The following is a 15663-nucleotide window of genomic DNA, read 5'->3' on the forward strand; positions in this document are numbered from 1 at the left end:
TAGCGGCTCGCCCGCGCGCGGGACCCAGTCCGGCGCGGCGAGCCAGGCCAGCGGTTCGGAAAACAGCAGCGTGCCGTCTTCGCGCGGCGGGTCTTCGCCCGGCTCGTGCCGCACGATCACTGCGTCGAACCGGCGTTCGTCGTATTGCGCGAGGAGGTTCGTCGACGTGCCGAGATGCATTTCGAGCGACAAGCCTGGATCCTGCCGGTGCAGGCTCGTGAGCACGGCCGGCAGGTCGGGCACCGCGACATGCTCGCTGACGCCGAGCGACAGCCGGTGCGTGCCGGCCGAGATTGCGCCCAGCGCGTGATCGTGCGCGTCGAGCAGCGCGCGGGCAGCCGGCAGGAAATTCTCGCCGTCGGCGGCCAGCTTGACGACGCGCGGCGTGCGCGCGAGCAGCGGCTTGCCGAGGTGGGCTTCCAGCCGCTTCAGCTTCAGGCTGACGGCCGACTGCGTGGTGCCGAGCGCGTCGGCCGCGCGTGTGAAGCTGGCGAGATCGGCGACCAGCACGAACGCGCGGACGGCATCGAGGTCCAGGACTTTCATTTTCGATGTAAATGGATGAAATATTCATCAATGACTGTTCATTATAGTTTGGCAAGCCTAACCTGACGCTGTGTTTCCGTTCTTCAACGTCAACTTCACCGACAGGAGCAGGACCATGCCATTCACCCGTATCGCAGTCCGCGAAGGCAAGCCGGCCGCCTACCGTGCGGCGCTCGTCGACGGCGTGCATCGCGCGCTGATGCACACGTTCAACGTGCCCGAAGACGATATCTTCATGGTCGTCACCGAGCATGCGGCCGAGAACTTCGTGTTCGGTCGTCACTACCTCGATATCGAGCGCAGCGACGATCTCGTGATGATCCAGATCACCGCGAACAACACGCGCACGCTCGAGCAGAAGCGGGCGCTGTACCGGGCGATCGCGGACAACCTCGCGCAGCAGCCCGGCGTGCGGCAGCAGGACGTATTCATCAGTCTTGTCGAGGTGATGAAAGAGGACTGGTCGTTCGGCAACGGCCTCGCGCAATACGCCGTTTGACCTGCGACAGCACGACAGGGCCAGATCGTCGCCCGCGAGTTTTGGCGACGTGTACTATGGAAGCAGCTTCACGGGTGACGCCGGCGCGATCGATGTGCCGGCGCTTCTTCATGTGCAGGAGCCTCCATGTCGCGTGTGCTGGAAATCGTGTTGTCGCTGTCGCTGGAAGGGTGGCCGGTCAAGGCTGCGAGTCGCGCCCGGGGTGCACAGCGCGATTTCGGCGCCGAACTCGTGCGCGCGTGGCGGATCTGCCCGCAGGTCCGGATGCGCCGCGGCCATGAGCGCGTGACGATCGAGCCGTGCCAGATCGAGGAGGCCGAGCCGAGCCCCGGCGCGAGCTGGTGGACGTGGGTCGAGTCGAATGCGCACTGCAGGCGCGTCGTCGCGTCGCGCACGAAGGCGTTTGCGCCCGGTGTCACGGCGCGCGAATTGTTCGACGCGGAGCATGCGGGCATCGTCGTCGCGATGCCGCTGCCGATACCCGAGGCGGCCGTCGCAGCCGAGGCCGTCGTCGCGACAGGCGAAATCGACGGCACCGCGCCGGATACGGCCGGGCGCCCGGAGGAGGACGGTGCCCAGCCCGAAGCGTCGGCGCTGCGCCTCGTCAGCGAACGGCGACGCGGGCGCTGGGCCGACGACAGCGGCGTCGTAGTCGAGATGACGCTCGACGACGTCACGCTGCATCGCGGTAGCGAGCCGCCGCGACGCTACGTCGAGCTGCGCCTCACGGCGCCCGACTGGGAAACCTTGCCCGCGCGCACCGCCGCGCTGCATGCGCTGTTTGCCGCGGCGCGCGAATTGAGCGGCGCGTGGCCTGCATTTGTGCAACTGACGAGCGTGATCGATCGCCTATGCGCGGCCGAGCCGGCTGCCGACGGGCCCGTCAAGGCAAAGCTCGTCGACCTGACCGGCGTGCGTACGCAGCGCGCCGCGCTGTTCGCGCTGTCCGGCGACATCACCGCGCAATGGCTCGGCAACGAGGGCGGCGTGCTCGAGCACGACGATCCCGAATTCGTGCACCAGATGCGGGTCGCGCTGCGCCGCTTGCGCACGCTGATGCGCTTCTTCCCGCTCTTTGCCGACCGCCAGTGGCGCGACACGCTCGGTGTCGACCTGCGCTGGCTTGCTTCGTTGCTCGGCACGGTGCGCGACTGGGACGTGTTCGCGACTGAAAGCCTGCCCGCGCTGATCGCGGCCGACGGCGGCGACGGCGAGTGGAACGGCACGCTCGACGCCGCGCGCGCGCAGTGCGCGGCCGCGCGGGTCGAGTTGCGGCAGGCGCTGCATTCGGCCCGTTATGCGCGGCTGACGCTCGGCTGGCTCGAATGGCTGAGCTCGCTTGCGTTGCCGCCCGCCGAAGAGGGCGACGCGCCCTCGCTGCGGCGCCACGCGACGAAGCGCGTGCGGCGGCTGTTCGGTCATCTGTACGCGTCGCCGTCGCTCACGTCGCTCGATACGGCTGCGCGTCATCAGGTGCGGATCGATGCGAAGCGGCTGCGCTATGCGCTCGAATTCTTCGCGTCGCTGGCGTCGCGCCGCACGCGCACCGAGACGGTCAAGACGCTCACGCGCGTGCAGAGCGTGCTCGGCGAAGCGAACGACACGATGGTCGCGCTGCATCACCTCGAAAAATTGGCTGCACCACCGTACCAGCTCGGTTTCGTGCGCGGCTACGGCGCGGCGCTCGAGCAGCGCGCGGCGCGCGATGCCGAGACGCTGCTGGCCAGCCTGCGGCCGCCGAAGCTCGACGGCAAGCCGGGTTGACCGGCACGCGTTCCCTATAATGGCCCACCGATTTCCACACGCATCCTGATGACCGACGCACCGCAATCTTCCCCGTCCTTCGAACCGCTCGAACTGGGCGGCGAGCTGTGGCTGCGCGCAGGCGAGCAGACGCTCGGCGGCGCCACGCGCATCGCGTTGCTCGCGGCGATCGGCGACACCGGTTCGATCACGCGTGCGGCGAAGGCCGTCGGCCTCAGCTACAAGGCCGCGTGGGATGCGGTCGACACGATGAACAATCTTGCCGGCGAACCGCTCGTCGCGCGTTCGACGGGCGGCAAGGGCGGCGGCGGCACGACGCTGACGCCGCGCGCGACGTCGCTGATTGCCGCGTTCCGCACGATCGAGCGCGAGCATCGCCGGTTCATCGAGGCCGCGAGCGCGGCCGTGTCCGGGTTCGACGTCGACTGGGCGCTGATCGGCCGGATCGGGATGAAGACCAGCGCGCGCAACCAGTTGTTCGGCAAGGTCGCATCGATCGTGCGCGGCACCGTCAACGACGAGGTCACGCTGACGCTGCCCGGCGGACAGCCGATCGTTGCGGTGCTGACGCACGAGAGTGCCGATGCGCTCGGCCTGCAGGTTGGCGCGGACGCGTGTGCGCTGGTGAAGGCGTCGTGGGTCGTGCTCGCGGTCGACGGCGGCGAGCACGAGCTGAAAGTGTCCGCGCGGAATCAACTGCGCGGCAGCGTGGAAACCGTTGCGGCGGGTGCGGTGAACAGCGAGGTGACGCTCGCGCTCGATGGTGGCGGGACGCTGACGGCGGTTGTGACCAACGACAGCGCCGATGCGTTGCAACTCGATGCCGGCCGGCCGGCGATCGCACTGTTCAAGGCGTCGAGCGTGATTCTTGCGGTGACGGGCTGACGTCGCAGGCTGGACGGCGCGCTTCGACGATCGTATGACGGGCGGGGCGAAGCCGGCATCGCACAGCGCCTGCACGGCACCGGCTTCGTTTCCGCATTCTGCCTATGCCGCTACGCGCGGCTTCTCTCAGGCTCCAACCTGCCTGCCACGACCACGGCCTCGCGCGCTCACGTGACGCGCGTCGGCCACTCGGCGTGCGGCGGAGCCGCCTGCACGCGTCCTTCGCTCAACTGCACGACCTGGTCGCCGAACGCGGCGACGTCGTCGGGATCGTGCGAGATCAGCACCATCGGGATATCGAGCCGCGCCTGCAGCTCGGCGAGTTCGTGACGCATGCGTTGGCGCATGGCGCCGTCGAGCGCCGCGAACGGTTCGTCGAGCAGCAGGATCCGCGGCTGCGCGACCAGTGCGCGCGCGAGCGCGACGCGCTGTTTCTGCCCGCCCGACAATTGCGACGGATACTGCCCCGCGAGCGCTTCGAGATCGAACGCCTGCAGCCAGTAAGCGACTTCCGGCGGCACCGTCTTCGCGCGCGGGTTGCGCAGCCCGGACGTGAGCCCGAACGCAATGTTCTGGCGCACGTTCAGATGCGGAAACAGCGCGTAATCCTGGAACAGGTACGCGACGCGGCGCTCGCGGGTCGGCACGTCGATACGGCGTGCGGCGTCGAACAGCGGTTCGTCGTTCAGCGTGATCGTGCCTTCGTCGGGCGACAGCAGGCCGGCGATCGCCTGCAGCGTCATGCTCTTGCCCGCACCGGACGGCCCGAACAGCACGACGCGCTGCGTCGTCGCCGTGAACGACATGTCGAGCGTGAAGCGGCGCTCGGCGTTCGCGTAGGTCTTGCGGATGTCGACGACGAGGCTCATGCGTGCCTCCGTCGACGCAACCCGGCTGCCGGGCGAAGCAGGCGATACGGACGAGAAATGCGCTTCATGTCAGTTGGCTCCGCCGGGCACGCGACGGCACGAGCCAGCCGGTCGCGAGCAGCACGAGCACGCAGGTGATCGACGTCACCAGCACGAGGAAGTTGGCGGTGCTGTCGTCGCCGGCCTGCACGGCCGCGTAGATCGCGACCGACAGCGTCTGCGTGCGGCCGGGCAGGTTGCCTGCGATCATCAGCGTCGCGCCGAACTCGCCGAGCGCGCGTGCGAACGCGAGCAGCGCGCCCGCGAGAATGCCGCGCGTGGCGAGCGGCAGCGTCACGCGGAAGAACACCGCGACTTCGCCGAGCCCGAGCGTGCGCGCGGCGCGCTCGAGATGCGGATCGACGCCTTCGAATGCGGCCCGCGCCGACTTCAGGATCAGCGGAAACGCGACGACCATCGACGCGATCACCGCGCCTTGCCACGTGAAGACGAGTTCGATGCCGAGCTTGTCGAGCCACGCGCCGAACACGCCGCGCCGGCCGAGCAGCACGAGCAGGTAATAGCCGAGCACCGTCGGCGGCAGCACGAGCGGCAGCGTCAGCACGGAATCGACGACGTCGCGCAGCGGCGAGCGCCAGCGCGCGAGCATGAACGCGGCCGCGACGCCGAGCACGATGTCGAGCGCGGTTGCCCAGCCGGCAACCTTCAACGACAGCAGCAGCGGTACCCAGGCGTCTTGCATCGCGCTACGCTCACTTGCCCGCGGGCTTGAAGCCGAACGTCGACAGCACGGCCTGGCCCTGCGGCGACGCGACGAAGTCGATGAACGACTGCGCCTGCGCGGCGTGGCGGCTGTCCTTGACCACGGCGATCGGATAGGTGATGGCCGTCTTCGTCGGCACGGTCAGCGCAATTTTCACGCGGCCCGGCATGATCGCGGCGTCGGTACCGAACACGAAGCCCGCGTCGACTTCGCCGCGCGCGACATAGTCGAGGCTCTGGCGCACGTTGGCGGCCAGCACGCCCTTCGCGCTGACGGCATCCCACACGCCGGCCGTGCGCAGTGCGCCTTCGGTGTAGCGGCCGACCGGCACCGATGCCGGGTCGCCGTACGCGATGCGCTTCACGCCGGGCGCGGTCAGGTCGTTGAGCGACGTCGGCGCGGCGGTCTTGCTGTCCGCCGGCACGATCAGCACGAGCGAGTTCGCCGCGAAATCGCGACGCGTGCCGGGCACGATCACCTTTTCGTCAGCCGCACGATCCATCGCCTTCTGGTCGGCCGACGCGAACACGTCAGCCGGCGCGCCCTTGGCGATCTGCTGCATCAGCACGTCCGACGCGCCGAAGTTGAACAGCACCTTGGTATCCGGATGCTGCTTCTCGTACGCATCGCCGACGGCCTTGAACGCGTTCGTCAGGCTGGCGGCGGCCGACACGACCAGTTCGTCGGTGGCGGAAGCGGGCGCGCTGAACGCGATACCGGCAGCGGCAAGCGTGGCGATCGGCAGCAGGCGAAGCAGGGTGCGGCGAAGCGGACGGACGGTTGAGCGCATGGTGGATTCGTTTTGGTTGGGTGGAAACCGTAATCGTAATATAGGGCGGGTTATAACGCTCGACATACCGCTCATGCGACGATGCGCATGTAATGGTCAGACGTGAAAACGGACAGGCGTGACGGCCGGGCGGCCGGTCACGTACGGAGCGTGTGCGGCGACGACTGGGTGCGCTGCAGCGACGATGGCTGCGATGCAGGGCGGTAGTTCGGGTTGGCCTTCCAGCGCGCGCGGACGAACGGGCGTTCATGGCCCGACAGTTGCAGCGCCACCTTGGTGACCCACCGATGCGACGGCACCGTGATGCCGTGCAGCGCCACCGTCACGAGCGCGAGGCTCGCGACGACCGCGGGCACCGACCAGCGGTGCGGCACTGCGCGCCACGAGCCGGCGATGAACGCGAGCGCGGCGATTGCGCCGACGATACAGCCGGTGATCGATTCGGACGGCGAATGGGCGTCGAGCGCGACGCGCGACACGCCGACTGCGACGCCGGCCGCGAGCCCGAGCGCGATGCCGGCGAATCGCACCGGCGTGCGCGTGCGGATCAGCGCCAGGAAAATCGCGACGGGATACACCGACGTCGACAGCATCGCGTGGCCGCTGAACCCCGTGAAATCCCACTTGCGGATGCCGATCCCCCAGCCGAGGAACGCGATCTTCGTGAGCGCGACCACCCCGATCGCGGCCGCGAGCACGCCGAGCCACGCGGCCGCGCGCTGCCACGAGTAGCCGAGCGCGAGCCAGACGGCGATCGTGATCGCGAGCGGCAAGGTCAGGCCGGCGCCGCCGAACGCGGTGATCATGATCCACAGGTGAGACGACAGGTCGAACATCGGGAAGGGGACGAACGAAGGCGGGGAAGATGCTTAAATCAACGCGCGAGCCGGGAAGAACGACTACAACGGATACAAGCGGCGAAACCCCAGTATAGCGCCGCGTGCGCATGAGCCCCGTTTTTTGCGCGGCCGGGAACTATCCGCGTGCAGGAAAAATCCCAGAAACAATGTTATGGTGCATTGCACAAAGACGAACGCTGCATCCGTTGTGATGCCCCTATTTTTCCTGACTGCGAGCCCGATCGATGACCAAAAGTCTGACCAAGGTGTGGCTGGGCGGCATGAAACGCATGCTGTCTCCGGCCGCCCAGCGCGCGGCGCGCGATGCGCAGCGCATCACACGCGACGCCCTCGAGGCGGCGGCCTCTCCCGCCGCATCCGATCTGTCCCCGCCGCGCGAATCGCGCGTGCGACCGCGCGCAGCCGCCTGGGCGGCCGGCGAGTGGACGCGCGGCGAACATCCGATGGCGCCCGCGCTCGGGCGCCTCGTCCAGAATCTCGCTTACGGCCTTTACGTGCCGCCGGGCCGCCGGCGTGGCGCGATGCCGCTCGTCGTGATGCTGCACGGCTGCCAGCAGTCCGTCGACGAATTCGTGCAAGGCACGCGGATGAACCTGCTGGCCGACAAGCACGGCTTCGCGGTGCTGTATCCGGAGCAGTCGCTGCGCGCGCACGCGCACGGTTGCTGGCACTGGTATGAAGATACCGACCGCGCGGGCCGAGGCGAGGCGAACGCGGTGGCGTCGCTCGTCGACGCGCTCGTCGACGAACGCGGTTTCGACGCATCGCGTGTCTATGTCGCCGGGCTGTCGGCCGGCGCGGGCCTCGCGTCGCTTCTTGCACTGCACCATCCCGACCGCTTTGCGGCGGTGGCGCTGCATTCGGGCCCTGCGCTCGGCGAGGCGAGTTCGGGCATTACCGCGATGGACGTGATGCGGCGCGGCGTGCGCCAGAACCCGGCTGCGGCGGTCGATGCGCTGGTCGATGCCGCAGCGTATCCGGGCATGCCCGCGCTGATCGTCCAGGGCGACGGCGACCACGTGGTCGCACCGAAGAATGCCGACCAGTTGACGGTGCAGTTCATGCGCCTGAACGGGCTCGCCGACAGCCGCGGCGCACTGCGCGGCGGCGAACGCGTCGAGACGCGCGACGCGGGTGCGCAGATCACCGATGTCTGCCGCGACGGCGAGCCGGTCGTGCGGCTCTGTCATGTGAAAGGGCTCGACCATGCGTGGGCCGGCGGTGATGAAGCCGTGCCGTTCCACGCGGCGGTCGGCCCCGATGCGAGCGCGATGATCTGGGCCTTTTTCGAAGCACATCGCCGCACTGTGGCGACCGAACGACGCATCGTCTGATCGACGCTGGCCAAAGACTAGGGTTTTCCCTATAATTCGGGAATACCCTAGTCAAAGAACCTTTGGATTGCGAGATCAACCATGTACCTGCTGAGCCACCTCTTCCTGATGCTGACCAAGAACGCTGAAAAGGCCTCGAAAGAGCGCGCCGAGGCATACCTGGCAGACGCGACCGACATCTATGATCTCGAATTCCGCATGCGCAAGATCGATCGCGAAGCGGCGATGAACCGCCCGTACACGTTCGGTTCGCGCTAAAGCGCGCAGGGCGGGCAGTCAGGTCCGCCGTTCCGGCGAGTCACGCAGCAAAAAAGGGCGCGTGCGGCTACATGCCGCACGCGCCCTTTTTGCATTCCAGGCCTTGTGTCGCGTCAGACGACCGTCAGGCGCACCGGCACGTTGTTACGCGTCGCGTTCGAGTAAGGGCACACGTGGTGCGCCTTCTCGACCAGCGCTTGCGCGTCGGCCTTGTCGAACCCCGGCAGCGACACGCGCAGTTCGACGTCGAGCCCGAAGCCGCCTGCGTCATTCGGGCCGATGCCCACTTCCGCCGTGACCTGCGTGTCGGCCGGCAGTGCCTTCTTGTCCTGGCCGGCGACGAATTTCATCGCGCTCAGGAAACAGGCCGAGTAACCTGCGGCAAACAGTTGCTCCGGATTCGTGCCTTCCGCGCCCGTGCCGCCGAGTTCGCGCGGCGCGGCCAGCTTCACTTCCAGCTTGTTGTCAGCGGATACCGCGCGGCCGTCGCGGCCACCCGTGCTCGTGGCGCTGGTCTTGTACAGAATGTTCATCGTGCAGCTCCTGTCGGGAAAAGGGAGGAAAAGCGGTCCGGTCGAACGGGGTGTCGCCGGCCACGCGTAAACAATAGAACACAAATTATTTGTGTGCAAATGAATTTTTGAAGAAAAGGCCCGGCACTGCCGGGCCGGTTCATCGAGGCTCGCCTGTCAGCGTTCGTTGGCGGCCGACAGTGCGTCGCGCAACTGCTGGAGATCGGCGCGCAGCCTGACCAGGAAGTCGGGCGATTGCTGCATCGCGCAAAAGAGATCGGCGGGTACCGAGCGCGCGCGGTCCTTCAGCGCACGGCCTTCCGGCGTCACCAGCACGTTGACGACGCGCTCGTCGGTCGCGCTGCGTACGCGCTCGACGTAACCGAGCGCCTCCAGCCGCTTCAGCAGCGGTGTGACCGTAGCCGGGTCGAGGTCGAGCCGCGCCGCGATGTCCTTCACTGCGATGTCGTCGCGTTCCCACAGCACGAGCATCGCGAGATATTGGGGATAGGTCAGCGACAGCTTGTCGAGCAGCGGCTTGTACGCCTTCGTCATTGCGTGCGAAGTCGAGTAGAGCGCGAAGCAGAGTTGCTCGTCGAGCGTCTGGGGCAGCGGGGGCAGGCGGTCCATGATTCGGAGGGCGCGTCGAACGCGCGAACAATTTGTACGCAAATTATTTTGCGCGCAAAAGATCGGGATGAACAGGGGCGGCCGGCGAGGACCGGTGGCTGACGGAGGCGGGGGAAGGGCGGGGGCGCCGGGGAGGCAACCCGGCGCGGAGAGCGGCGGGCCGGCGACGCGCGCCGGCCGGGGAAACTTCAACGGCCCGACGTGGTGGTCGTCGCGCCCGGTTCCTGTACGCCGAAGCAGCCGCGATAGGTCGCGTAGAACGAGCAGTACAGCATCGTGACGATGATGATCGTCACCGGCATCATGATCGTCAGCGCATAGGCGCCGGCGCCCAGTGCCTGCAGCAGCAGCGACAGCGCGAGCGACGTGCCGAGCGCGACGGCGAACCACAGCACGCCGTACACGACGAACGCGCCGCGATTGCGCCAGCAGCTGACGACGCTGAAGAACAGCGCCTTGGCGGGCGGGACGTCATGCCACGCGACCAGCACCGGTGCGAACCAGAACAGCATCGCGACCGGCAGGTAAAGCAGCGTCGCGAAGAACAGCGCGCCGAGCGTGCCTTGCGCGGCGAGCGCCTCCGGCGTCGTGCTCGCTTCGTCGGCCGCGCCCATCATCACGTGGAACAGCGCGCCGCCGTCCACGAACGACGAAGCGGCGAACACGACCACCATCGACGCGACGTAGATCACGCCGAGCACGAGCAGCCGCTGGGTCGCGACGGTACCGTACGAGCGGAAGCCGTCGACGAGGATCGTCGGCATCACGGGCTTGCCGGCCACCGTGTCGCGGCATGCGGCCATGAAGCCGACCGCGACGCCGGGAATGAAGACCAGCGGCAGCGCGGAGCCGATCACGGGCACCATCGATATCAGCGTGATCGCCAGCAGGTACGTAAAGAACAGCGTGATGAACGCGAGCGGGTTCCGGCGGAACAGCCAGATGCCTTGACGGAACCAGACATAGCCCGTTTTGGCGGGCACTTCGATCAGTTGCATGCGGTTTGGATCTCGGGAAGCGCGGGCGTATGCGCGATACGCTCGCGCAGGATGCGTTCGAAATGGCCGGGGTCGTGCGGCTTGAGCATCTCGGCCGCGCGCGGCAGGTAGAAGTCGTACAGGCGCGACACCCAGAAGCGGTACGCGCCCGCGCGCAGCATGTCGCTCCAGTGGCGGCGCTCCTCGGCCGTGAACGGCCGGACCGTCTGGTACGCGCGCAGCAGCGCGTCGGCGCGCGCGACGTCGAGCACGCCGGTCGCGAGGTCGACGCACCAGTCGTTGACCGTGACCGCGACGTCGAACAGCCACTTGTCGCAGCCCGCGAAATAGAAGTCGAAGAAGCCGCCGAGCCGCACGTCGTGGCCGGTGCCGGGCGCCGCGTGCGCAAACAGCACGTTGTCGCGGAACAGGTCGCAATGGCACGGCCCGGCCGGCAGCGCCGCGTAGTCGTCCGACGCGAAGAAGCCGGCCTGGTGCGCGAGCTCGCCTTCCAGCAGCGCGCGCTGCTCATCCGTGATGAACGGCACGATCGCCGGCACGTTCTCCTGCCACCACGGCAGGCTGCGCAGGTTCGGCTGGTTGCGCGGATAGTCGCGGCCGGCGAGGTGCAGGCGCGCGAGCATCTGCCCGACTTCGATGCAGTGTTCGACCCCCGGCGCGAGTTCGGCCGAGCCGTCGAGCTTCGTGACGATCGCGGCCGGCTTGCCGTGCAGCATGCCGAACAGCGCGCCGTCGTCGCGCGGGATCGGGTCGGGCACCGGCACGCCATGGCCGGCCAGGTGGCTCATCAGGTCGAGGTAGAACGGCAGCTGTTCCGCCGTGAGCTTTTCGAAGATCGTGAGGACGTACTCGCCGCGCGTCGTCGTCAGGAAGAAATTGCTGTTTTCGATACCGGACGGAATGCCGCGAAACGCGAGCACGTCGCCCAGTTCGTAGTGGCGCATCCATTGCGCGAGATCGGAGTCGGAAACAGCAGTGAAAACGGCCATGCGGGATGCGTCAGGTCAGGGTGTCGGCACGCGTGCGGCGTGCGTCGCGACAGCAGGTGAAGGGAGGCGGCGCGCGGCGTTCGGTGTCGCGCGCCACGGAATCAGTAGCGCAGGTTCAACGACGGCAGGCGCGTGATCGGGATGCCCGCGTCGTGCGGCTTCGGCGACGTGTCGGGCGTCGAGCTCATCTGGTAGCGCGTGCCGAAGTTCGACTTCACGTCGATCTCGACCGGCTTGCCGCGATCGCGGTACTCGGTGACTTCGGTGCCGTTCTTGCTCTTTTCGTGGAAGCTCGGCGTGCGGCGGATGTCGTCGAAGTCGACTTTCGACGTGACTTCGGCGCCCGGCCGGTTGATCTTGCGGAGATCGGGCAGGCCGGCGGCCTCGTTGGCCTCGGCCCGAGCCTGCGCGTCGGCGTCAGGCGTACCGCCGGCGGCGTAAGCGGCGCTGGCGGCGGCAAACGCGGCGGCAGCGACGACGAGAATGAGCGGCTTCATGATGAGTCTCCAGTGAACCCACCGATTTTAGCAAATACTGCGGCCCATCCGGCCCTCGCGTGCGTAGGGGCAGCCATAAGGGCGACCGGGTTCCGTGGTAATGTCGTCGGATCAGACGAGGTGATGAAAATGAAGAACGATTTGAGCCGCCGGCACCGAGTGCTGACGCCCGAGAGCCCGTCAGTCGAGGCTTTCGACGATCCGATCGCCGCCGTCGCGCGGCTGTCCGCCATTTACGACACGAACACCGGGTTCCTGCGCGACGCATTCGCGCGCTATCGCCGCCACGAACCGATTACCGAGCACGTCCGCGCGTGCTACCCGTTCGTGCGGATCCGCACCGACGTCAACACGCATGTCGATTCGCGCCGCTCGTACGGCTTCGTCGCGGGCCCCGGCGTGTTCGAGACGACGGTCACGCGCCCCGATCTCTTCGCGAACTACTATCGCGAGCAACTGCGCCTGCTGGCGAAGAACCACCATGTGAAGATCGAGATCGGCGTGTCGTCGCAGCCGATTCCGATCCATTTCGCGTTTCCGGAAGGCATCCATCTCGAGGGCGAGCTCGACCGCGACCGCCTGCTCGCGATGCGCGACATCTTCGATACCCCCGACCTGTCGTACCTCGACGATCGCATCGTCAACGGCACGTTCGAGCCGGCGCCGGGCGAGCCGCATCCGCTCGCGCTGTTCACGGCCGCGCGCGTCGACTTCTCGCTGCACCGGCTGCGCCACTACACGGCGACGTCGCCCACGCACTTCCAGAACTACGTGCTCTACACGAACTACCAGTTCTACATCGACGAGTTCGTGAAGCTCGGCCGCACGGTGATGACGGAGAGCGACGATCCCGAGGTGCGTGCCTACCGCAGCCAGTACAGCGCGTTCGTCGAGCCGGGCGATGTCGTCACCTACAACGCGAACCTCGGCAGCGAGCCGGCCGAGGGCGCCGCGCCGCCGCGCCTGCCGCAGATGCCCGCGTATCACCTGAAGCGCGCGGACGGCAGCGGGATCACGATGGTCAACATCGGCGTCGGCCCGTCGAACGCGAAGACGATCACCGATCACATCGCGGTGCTGCGCCCGCACGCGTGGGTGATGCTCGGTCACTGCGCGGGGCTGCGCAACACGCAGCGTCTCGGCGACTACGTGCTCGCACACGGCTACGTGCGCGAGGATCACGTGCTCGACGCCGACCTGCCGCTGTGGGTGCCGATTCCGGCGCTCGCCGAAGTGCAGCTTGCGCTCGAGCGCGGGGTGGCCGACGTGACCCGGCTGGAGGGGGCTGAACTGAAGCGCGTGATGCGCACGGGTACGGTCGCGAGCGTCGACAACCGCAACTGGGAGCTGCGCGATCATCGCGAACCGGTGCAGCGGCTGTCGCAGAGCCGTGCGGTCGCGCTCGACATGGAAAGCGCGACGATCGCCGCGAACGGCTTCCGCTTCCGCGTGCCGTACGGCACGCTGCTGTGCGTGTCGGACAAGCCGCTGCATGGCGAGCTGAAACTGCCGGGCATGGCCGACACGTTCTATCGCGGACAGGTCGACCAGCATCTGCAGATCGGCGTGAAGGCGATGGAGATCCTGCGCACGAACGGGCTCGACAAGCTGCATAGCCGCAAGCTTCGGAGCTTTGCGGAAGTGGCGTTCCAGTAAGTGCGATGTCCGGCGTGCCCTGTGGGGCCCGCCGGGGTTTGCGTTTTCCGGTTTACCGCACTGGTTGACGTGACGGTGCATGCGATTTCGCGGGCTGGCAGCGTGCGGTCGCGTACCTGTCATCAGCGAAGCGACTTCGAAACCCCGGCTGGATCGGATTGCCGGGGCCTTGGTCACCATTGCACCGGTTCGACGGTCCGGTCGAATGCAGCCTCGAGCAACGCGGTCTCGCGATCGTCGAGTCTCAGGTCGAGTGCCGCGAGCGCGTCGGTCGGGTGATGCGGCTTCGACAACCCGACGATCGGCGCGGTGATGCCTGGTCGGCTCAGCACCCAGGCCAGTGCGATCCGGGCGGGTGCCATCCCGCGTGCGTGCGCCACCTGCCTGACCATATCGACGGTCGCCGCGACCGCGTCGCGCCCGTCGTACCAGGACACCATTTGCTGGTCGGTTGCGGCCCGCGTCGTCGCGGCATCGCGCGAGCCGGCCAGCAGCCCGCGGCCGAGCGGGGACCACGGCGTGTAGGCAATCCCTTCTTCGATGCAAAGCGGCAGCATGTCGCGCTCGTCGTCACGGCAGATCAGGCTGTACTGGCTCTGCATCGAGACGAATCGGGCGAGGCCGTGGTGCCGCTGAAACGCGAGCATCTTCATGAATTGCCACGCATGCATCGACGATGCGCCGAGATAGCGGACCTTGCCGCTCCTCACGAGGGTATCGAGCGCATCGAGCGTTTCTTCGATCGGCGTGTCCGGATCGAACCGGTGGATCACGTAGAGATCGACGTAATCCGTCCCGAGGCGCTGCAGCGACGCATCGATGCCGGCGAGCAGATGCTTGCGCGACAGCCCGCGCGCATTCGGCCCGTCACCGGTCGGAAAGAACGCCTTGGTGGCGATCACCACATCGTCGCGCGTCGCGAAATCGCGCAGCGCGCGCCCGAGAATGCGCTCGCTCTCGCCGTTCGAGTAGATGTCGGCCGTGTCGAAGAAATTCACCCCCGCATCGAGTGCCGTGCGAATGAAAGGGCGGGCCTCATCCTCGGTCTTGACCCACGGGCGCCATGACGGGTCGCCGTAGGTCATGCAGCCCAGGCACAGCCTCGATACCTTCAGGCCGGACGCTCCCAGTCTCACGTATTCCATCGGTTCTTCCTCCGTCGCGGCGCCGGTCAGCGCATGCCGCCGATCGTGTAGCCGCCATCGACCAGGAGCGATTCGCCCGTCACGAAGCGTGCTTCGTCGCTGCAGAGCCAGACGGCCGCGTCGGCCACGTCTTCGGGCGTGCCGATCCGTCGTGCGGGCGTGAATGCGGCGAACGGGCGGAACATCTCGTCGTCGCCGAAGCGGCGCGCCATCGGCGTGTCGATGATGCCGGGGTTCACGTTGTTGATCCGGATGCCGTGCGGGCCGCCTTCGAGTGCGACCGCGCGCACCAGCGCATCGAGCGCGCCCTTGCTGGCCGAATAGGTCGACGAGCCGGCAAGCGCGCCTTTCGCGAGCCACGACGACGTGTTGACGATCGCACCGCCGCCATGCGCGAGCATCGCCTCCATTTCGTATTTGATCGACAGCCACGTACCTTTGAGATTGGTGGCGATCACATGGTCGAAGTCGGCCTCGGTCTGTTCCACGATCGGCGCGAACGTGCCTTCCGTACCGGCATTGTTGAACGCGGCATGCAATGCGCCGTAGCGTCCGGTCGTTGCGTCGACGAGCGCGCGCACGCCATCGGCGGACCCGACGTCGATGGCCATCGCGAAGGCTTCGCCACCGCGCTCGGTAATCGCGCGCACGGTTTCGTCGAGCGGCGC

General features: G+C 67.5%; 18 protein-coding genes. 6 read left to right on the forward strand and 12 right to left on the reverse strand.

Translation table 11 applies throughout. The annotated features are described in order from the left end of the window. Positions 1–546, reverse strand: a 546-nt coding sequence (locus G3O00_RS30070; RefSeq protein ID WP_206145194.1) for a LysR family transcriptional regulator, incomplete at its 3' end; no start/stop codon positions are given. 115 nt (positions 547–661) lie between these two features. On the opposite strand from G3O00_RS30070, the gene G3O00_RS30075 reads away from it, so the two are divergent. From G3O00_RS30075 to G3O00_RS30085, 3 genes are all read left to right on the forward strand, one after another. Further along, the gene (locus tag G3O00_RS30075) at positions 662–1045 is read left to right on the forward strand and encodes a tautomerase family protein (RefSeq protein WP_206145195.1); all 384 of its coding nucleotides are present in this window, start codon (positions 662–664) and stop codon (positions 1043–1045) included. 126 nt (positions 1046–1171) lie between these two features. After that, positions 1172–2809, forward strand: coding sequence for a CHAD domain-containing protein (locus G3O00_RS30080; RefSeq protein ID WP_206145196.1), 1638 nt, complete (start codon positions 1172–1174; stop codon positions 2807–2809). 48 nt (positions 2810–2857) lie between these two features. Continuing rightward, positions 2858–3694, forward strand: coding sequence for a TOBE domain-containing protein (locus G3O00_RS30085; protein ID WP_206145197.1), 837 nt, complete (start codon positions 2858–2860; stop codon positions 3692–3694). A 167-nt stretch (positions 3695–3861) separates the two neighbouring features. On the opposite strand, the gene G3O00_RS30090 is transcribed toward G3O00_RS30085, so the two are convergent. The 4 genes from G3O00_RS30090 to G3O00_RS30105 all read right to left on the reverse strand — a co-directional run bounded on the left by G3O00_RS30090 (position 3862) and on the right by G3O00_RS30105 (position 6952). Next, on the reverse strand, positions 3862–4563 hold the full coding sequence (locus G3O00_RS30090) for an ATP-binding cassette domain-containing protein (protein WP_089432358.1): 702 nt from the start codon (positions 4561–4563) through the stop codon (positions 3862–3864). A gap of 64 nt (positions 4564–4627) precedes the next feature. Continuing rightward, positions 4628–5305, reverse strand: coding sequence for a molybdate ABC transporter permease subunit (modB, locus tag G3O00_RS30095; RefSeq protein WP_039358066.1), 678 nt, complete (start codon positions 5303–5305; stop codon positions 4628–4630). Positions 5306–5315: 10 nt separating this feature from the next. Next, positions 5316–6116, reverse strand: a complete 801-nt coding sequence (modA, locus tag G3O00_RS30100; protein ID WP_206145198.1) for a molybdate ABC transporter substrate-binding protein — start codon at positions 6114–6116, stop codon at positions 5316–5318. A gap of 137 nt (positions 6117–6253) precedes the next feature. Continuing rightward, a complete protein-coding gene (locus tag G3O00_RS30105; RefSeq protein WP_206145199.1) occupies positions 6254–6952 on the reverse strand; it encodes a phosphatase PAP2 family protein in 699 nt (232 codons plus the stop codon). Between the two features lie 248 nt (positions 6953–7200). Here G3O00_RS30105 and G3O00_RS30110 point away from each other — a divergent pair, with 248 nt between their 5' ends. Together G3O00_RS30110 and G3O00_RS30115 are read left to right on the forward strand one after the other, a co-directional pair. Beyond that, on the forward strand, positions 7201–8310 hold the full coding sequence (locus G3O00_RS30110) for a PHB depolymerase family esterase (RefSeq protein ID WP_206145200.1): 1110 nt from the start codon (positions 7201–7203) through the stop codon (positions 8308–8310). Between the two features lie 81 nt (positions 8311–8391). Continuing rightward, positions 8392–8568, forward strand: coding sequence for a DUF3563 family protein (locus G3O00_RS30115; protein ID WP_011355826.1), 177 nt, complete (start codon positions 8392–8394; stop codon positions 8566–8568). 113 nt (positions 8569–8681) lie between these two features. Here G3O00_RS30115 and G3O00_RS30120 read toward each other — a convergent pair whose 3' ends face one another. The 5 genes from G3O00_RS30120 to G3O00_RS30140 form a co-directional block, all read right to left on the reverse strand. Next, positions 8682–9101 carry an organic hydroperoxide resistance protein gene (locus tag G3O00_RS30120; protein ID WP_011355825.1) on the reverse strand — a complete coding sequence of 140 codons (420 nt, stop codon included), beginning with the start codon at positions 9099–9101 and terminating at the stop codon, positions 8682–8684. A gap of 156 nt (positions 9102–9257) precedes the next feature. Further along, the gene (locus tag G3O00_RS30125) at positions 9258–9710 is read right to left on the reverse strand and encodes a MarR family transcriptional regulator (protein ID WP_174930595.1); all 453 of its coding nucleotides are present in this window, start codon (positions 9708–9710) and stop codon (positions 9258–9260) included. Between the two features lie 188 nt (positions 9711–9898). Next, positions 9899–10708 carry a BPSS1780 family membrane protein gene (locus G3O00_RS30130; RefSeq protein WP_011355823.1) on the reverse strand — a complete coding sequence of 270 codons (810 nt, stop codon included), beginning with the start codon at positions 10706–10708 and terminating at the stop codon, positions 9899–9901. Further along, the gene (locus G3O00_RS30135) at positions 10699–11697 is read right to left on the reverse strand and encodes a homoserine kinase (protein ID WP_174930594.1); all 999 of its coding nucleotides are present in this window, start codon (positions 11695–11697) and stop codon (positions 10699–10701) included. Before G3O00_RS30135 ends, G3O00_RS30130 begins: the two co-directional genes overlap by 10 nt. A gap of 101 nt (positions 11698–11798) precedes the next feature. Continuing rightward, positions 11799–12194 carry a hypothetical protein gene (locus G3O00_RS30140; protein ID WP_011355821.1) on the reverse strand — a complete coding sequence of 132 codons (396 nt, stop codon included), beginning with the start codon at positions 12192–12194 and terminating at the stop codon, positions 11799–11801. Positions 12195–12323: 129 nt separating this feature from the next. Between G3O00_RS30140 and G3O00_RS30145 the strand changes: the two genes are divergently transcribed. Beyond that, positions 12324–13850, forward strand: a complete 1527-nt coding sequence (locus tag G3O00_RS30145) for an AMP nucleosidase (protein ID WP_206145201.1) — start codon at positions 12324–12326, stop codon at positions 13848–13850. A gap of 173 nt (positions 13851–14023) precedes the next feature. Here the strand turns inward: G3O00_RS30145 and G3O00_RS30150 are convergent, their stop codons facing one another. Both G3O00_RS30150 and G3O00_RS30155 read right to left on the reverse strand, forming a co-directional pair. Further along, positions 14024–14995 (reverse strand): aldo/keto reductase, encoded by a 972-nt coding sequence (locus tag G3O00_RS30150; protein WP_206145202.1) that lies wholly within the window; start codon positions 14993–14995, stop codon positions 14024–14026. Between the two features lie 26 nt (positions 14996–15021). Next, the coding region (locus tag G3O00_RS30155) for an SDR family oxidoreductase (protein WP_206145203.1) at positions 15022–15663 on the reverse strand (642 nt) is incomplete at its 5' end.

Source organism: Burkholderia sp. Ac-20384 (assembly GCF_017104605.1).
Taxonomy (GTDB): domain Bacteria; phylum Pseudomonadota; class Gammaproteobacteria; order Burkholderiales; family Burkholderiaceae; genus Burkholderia; species Burkholderia lata.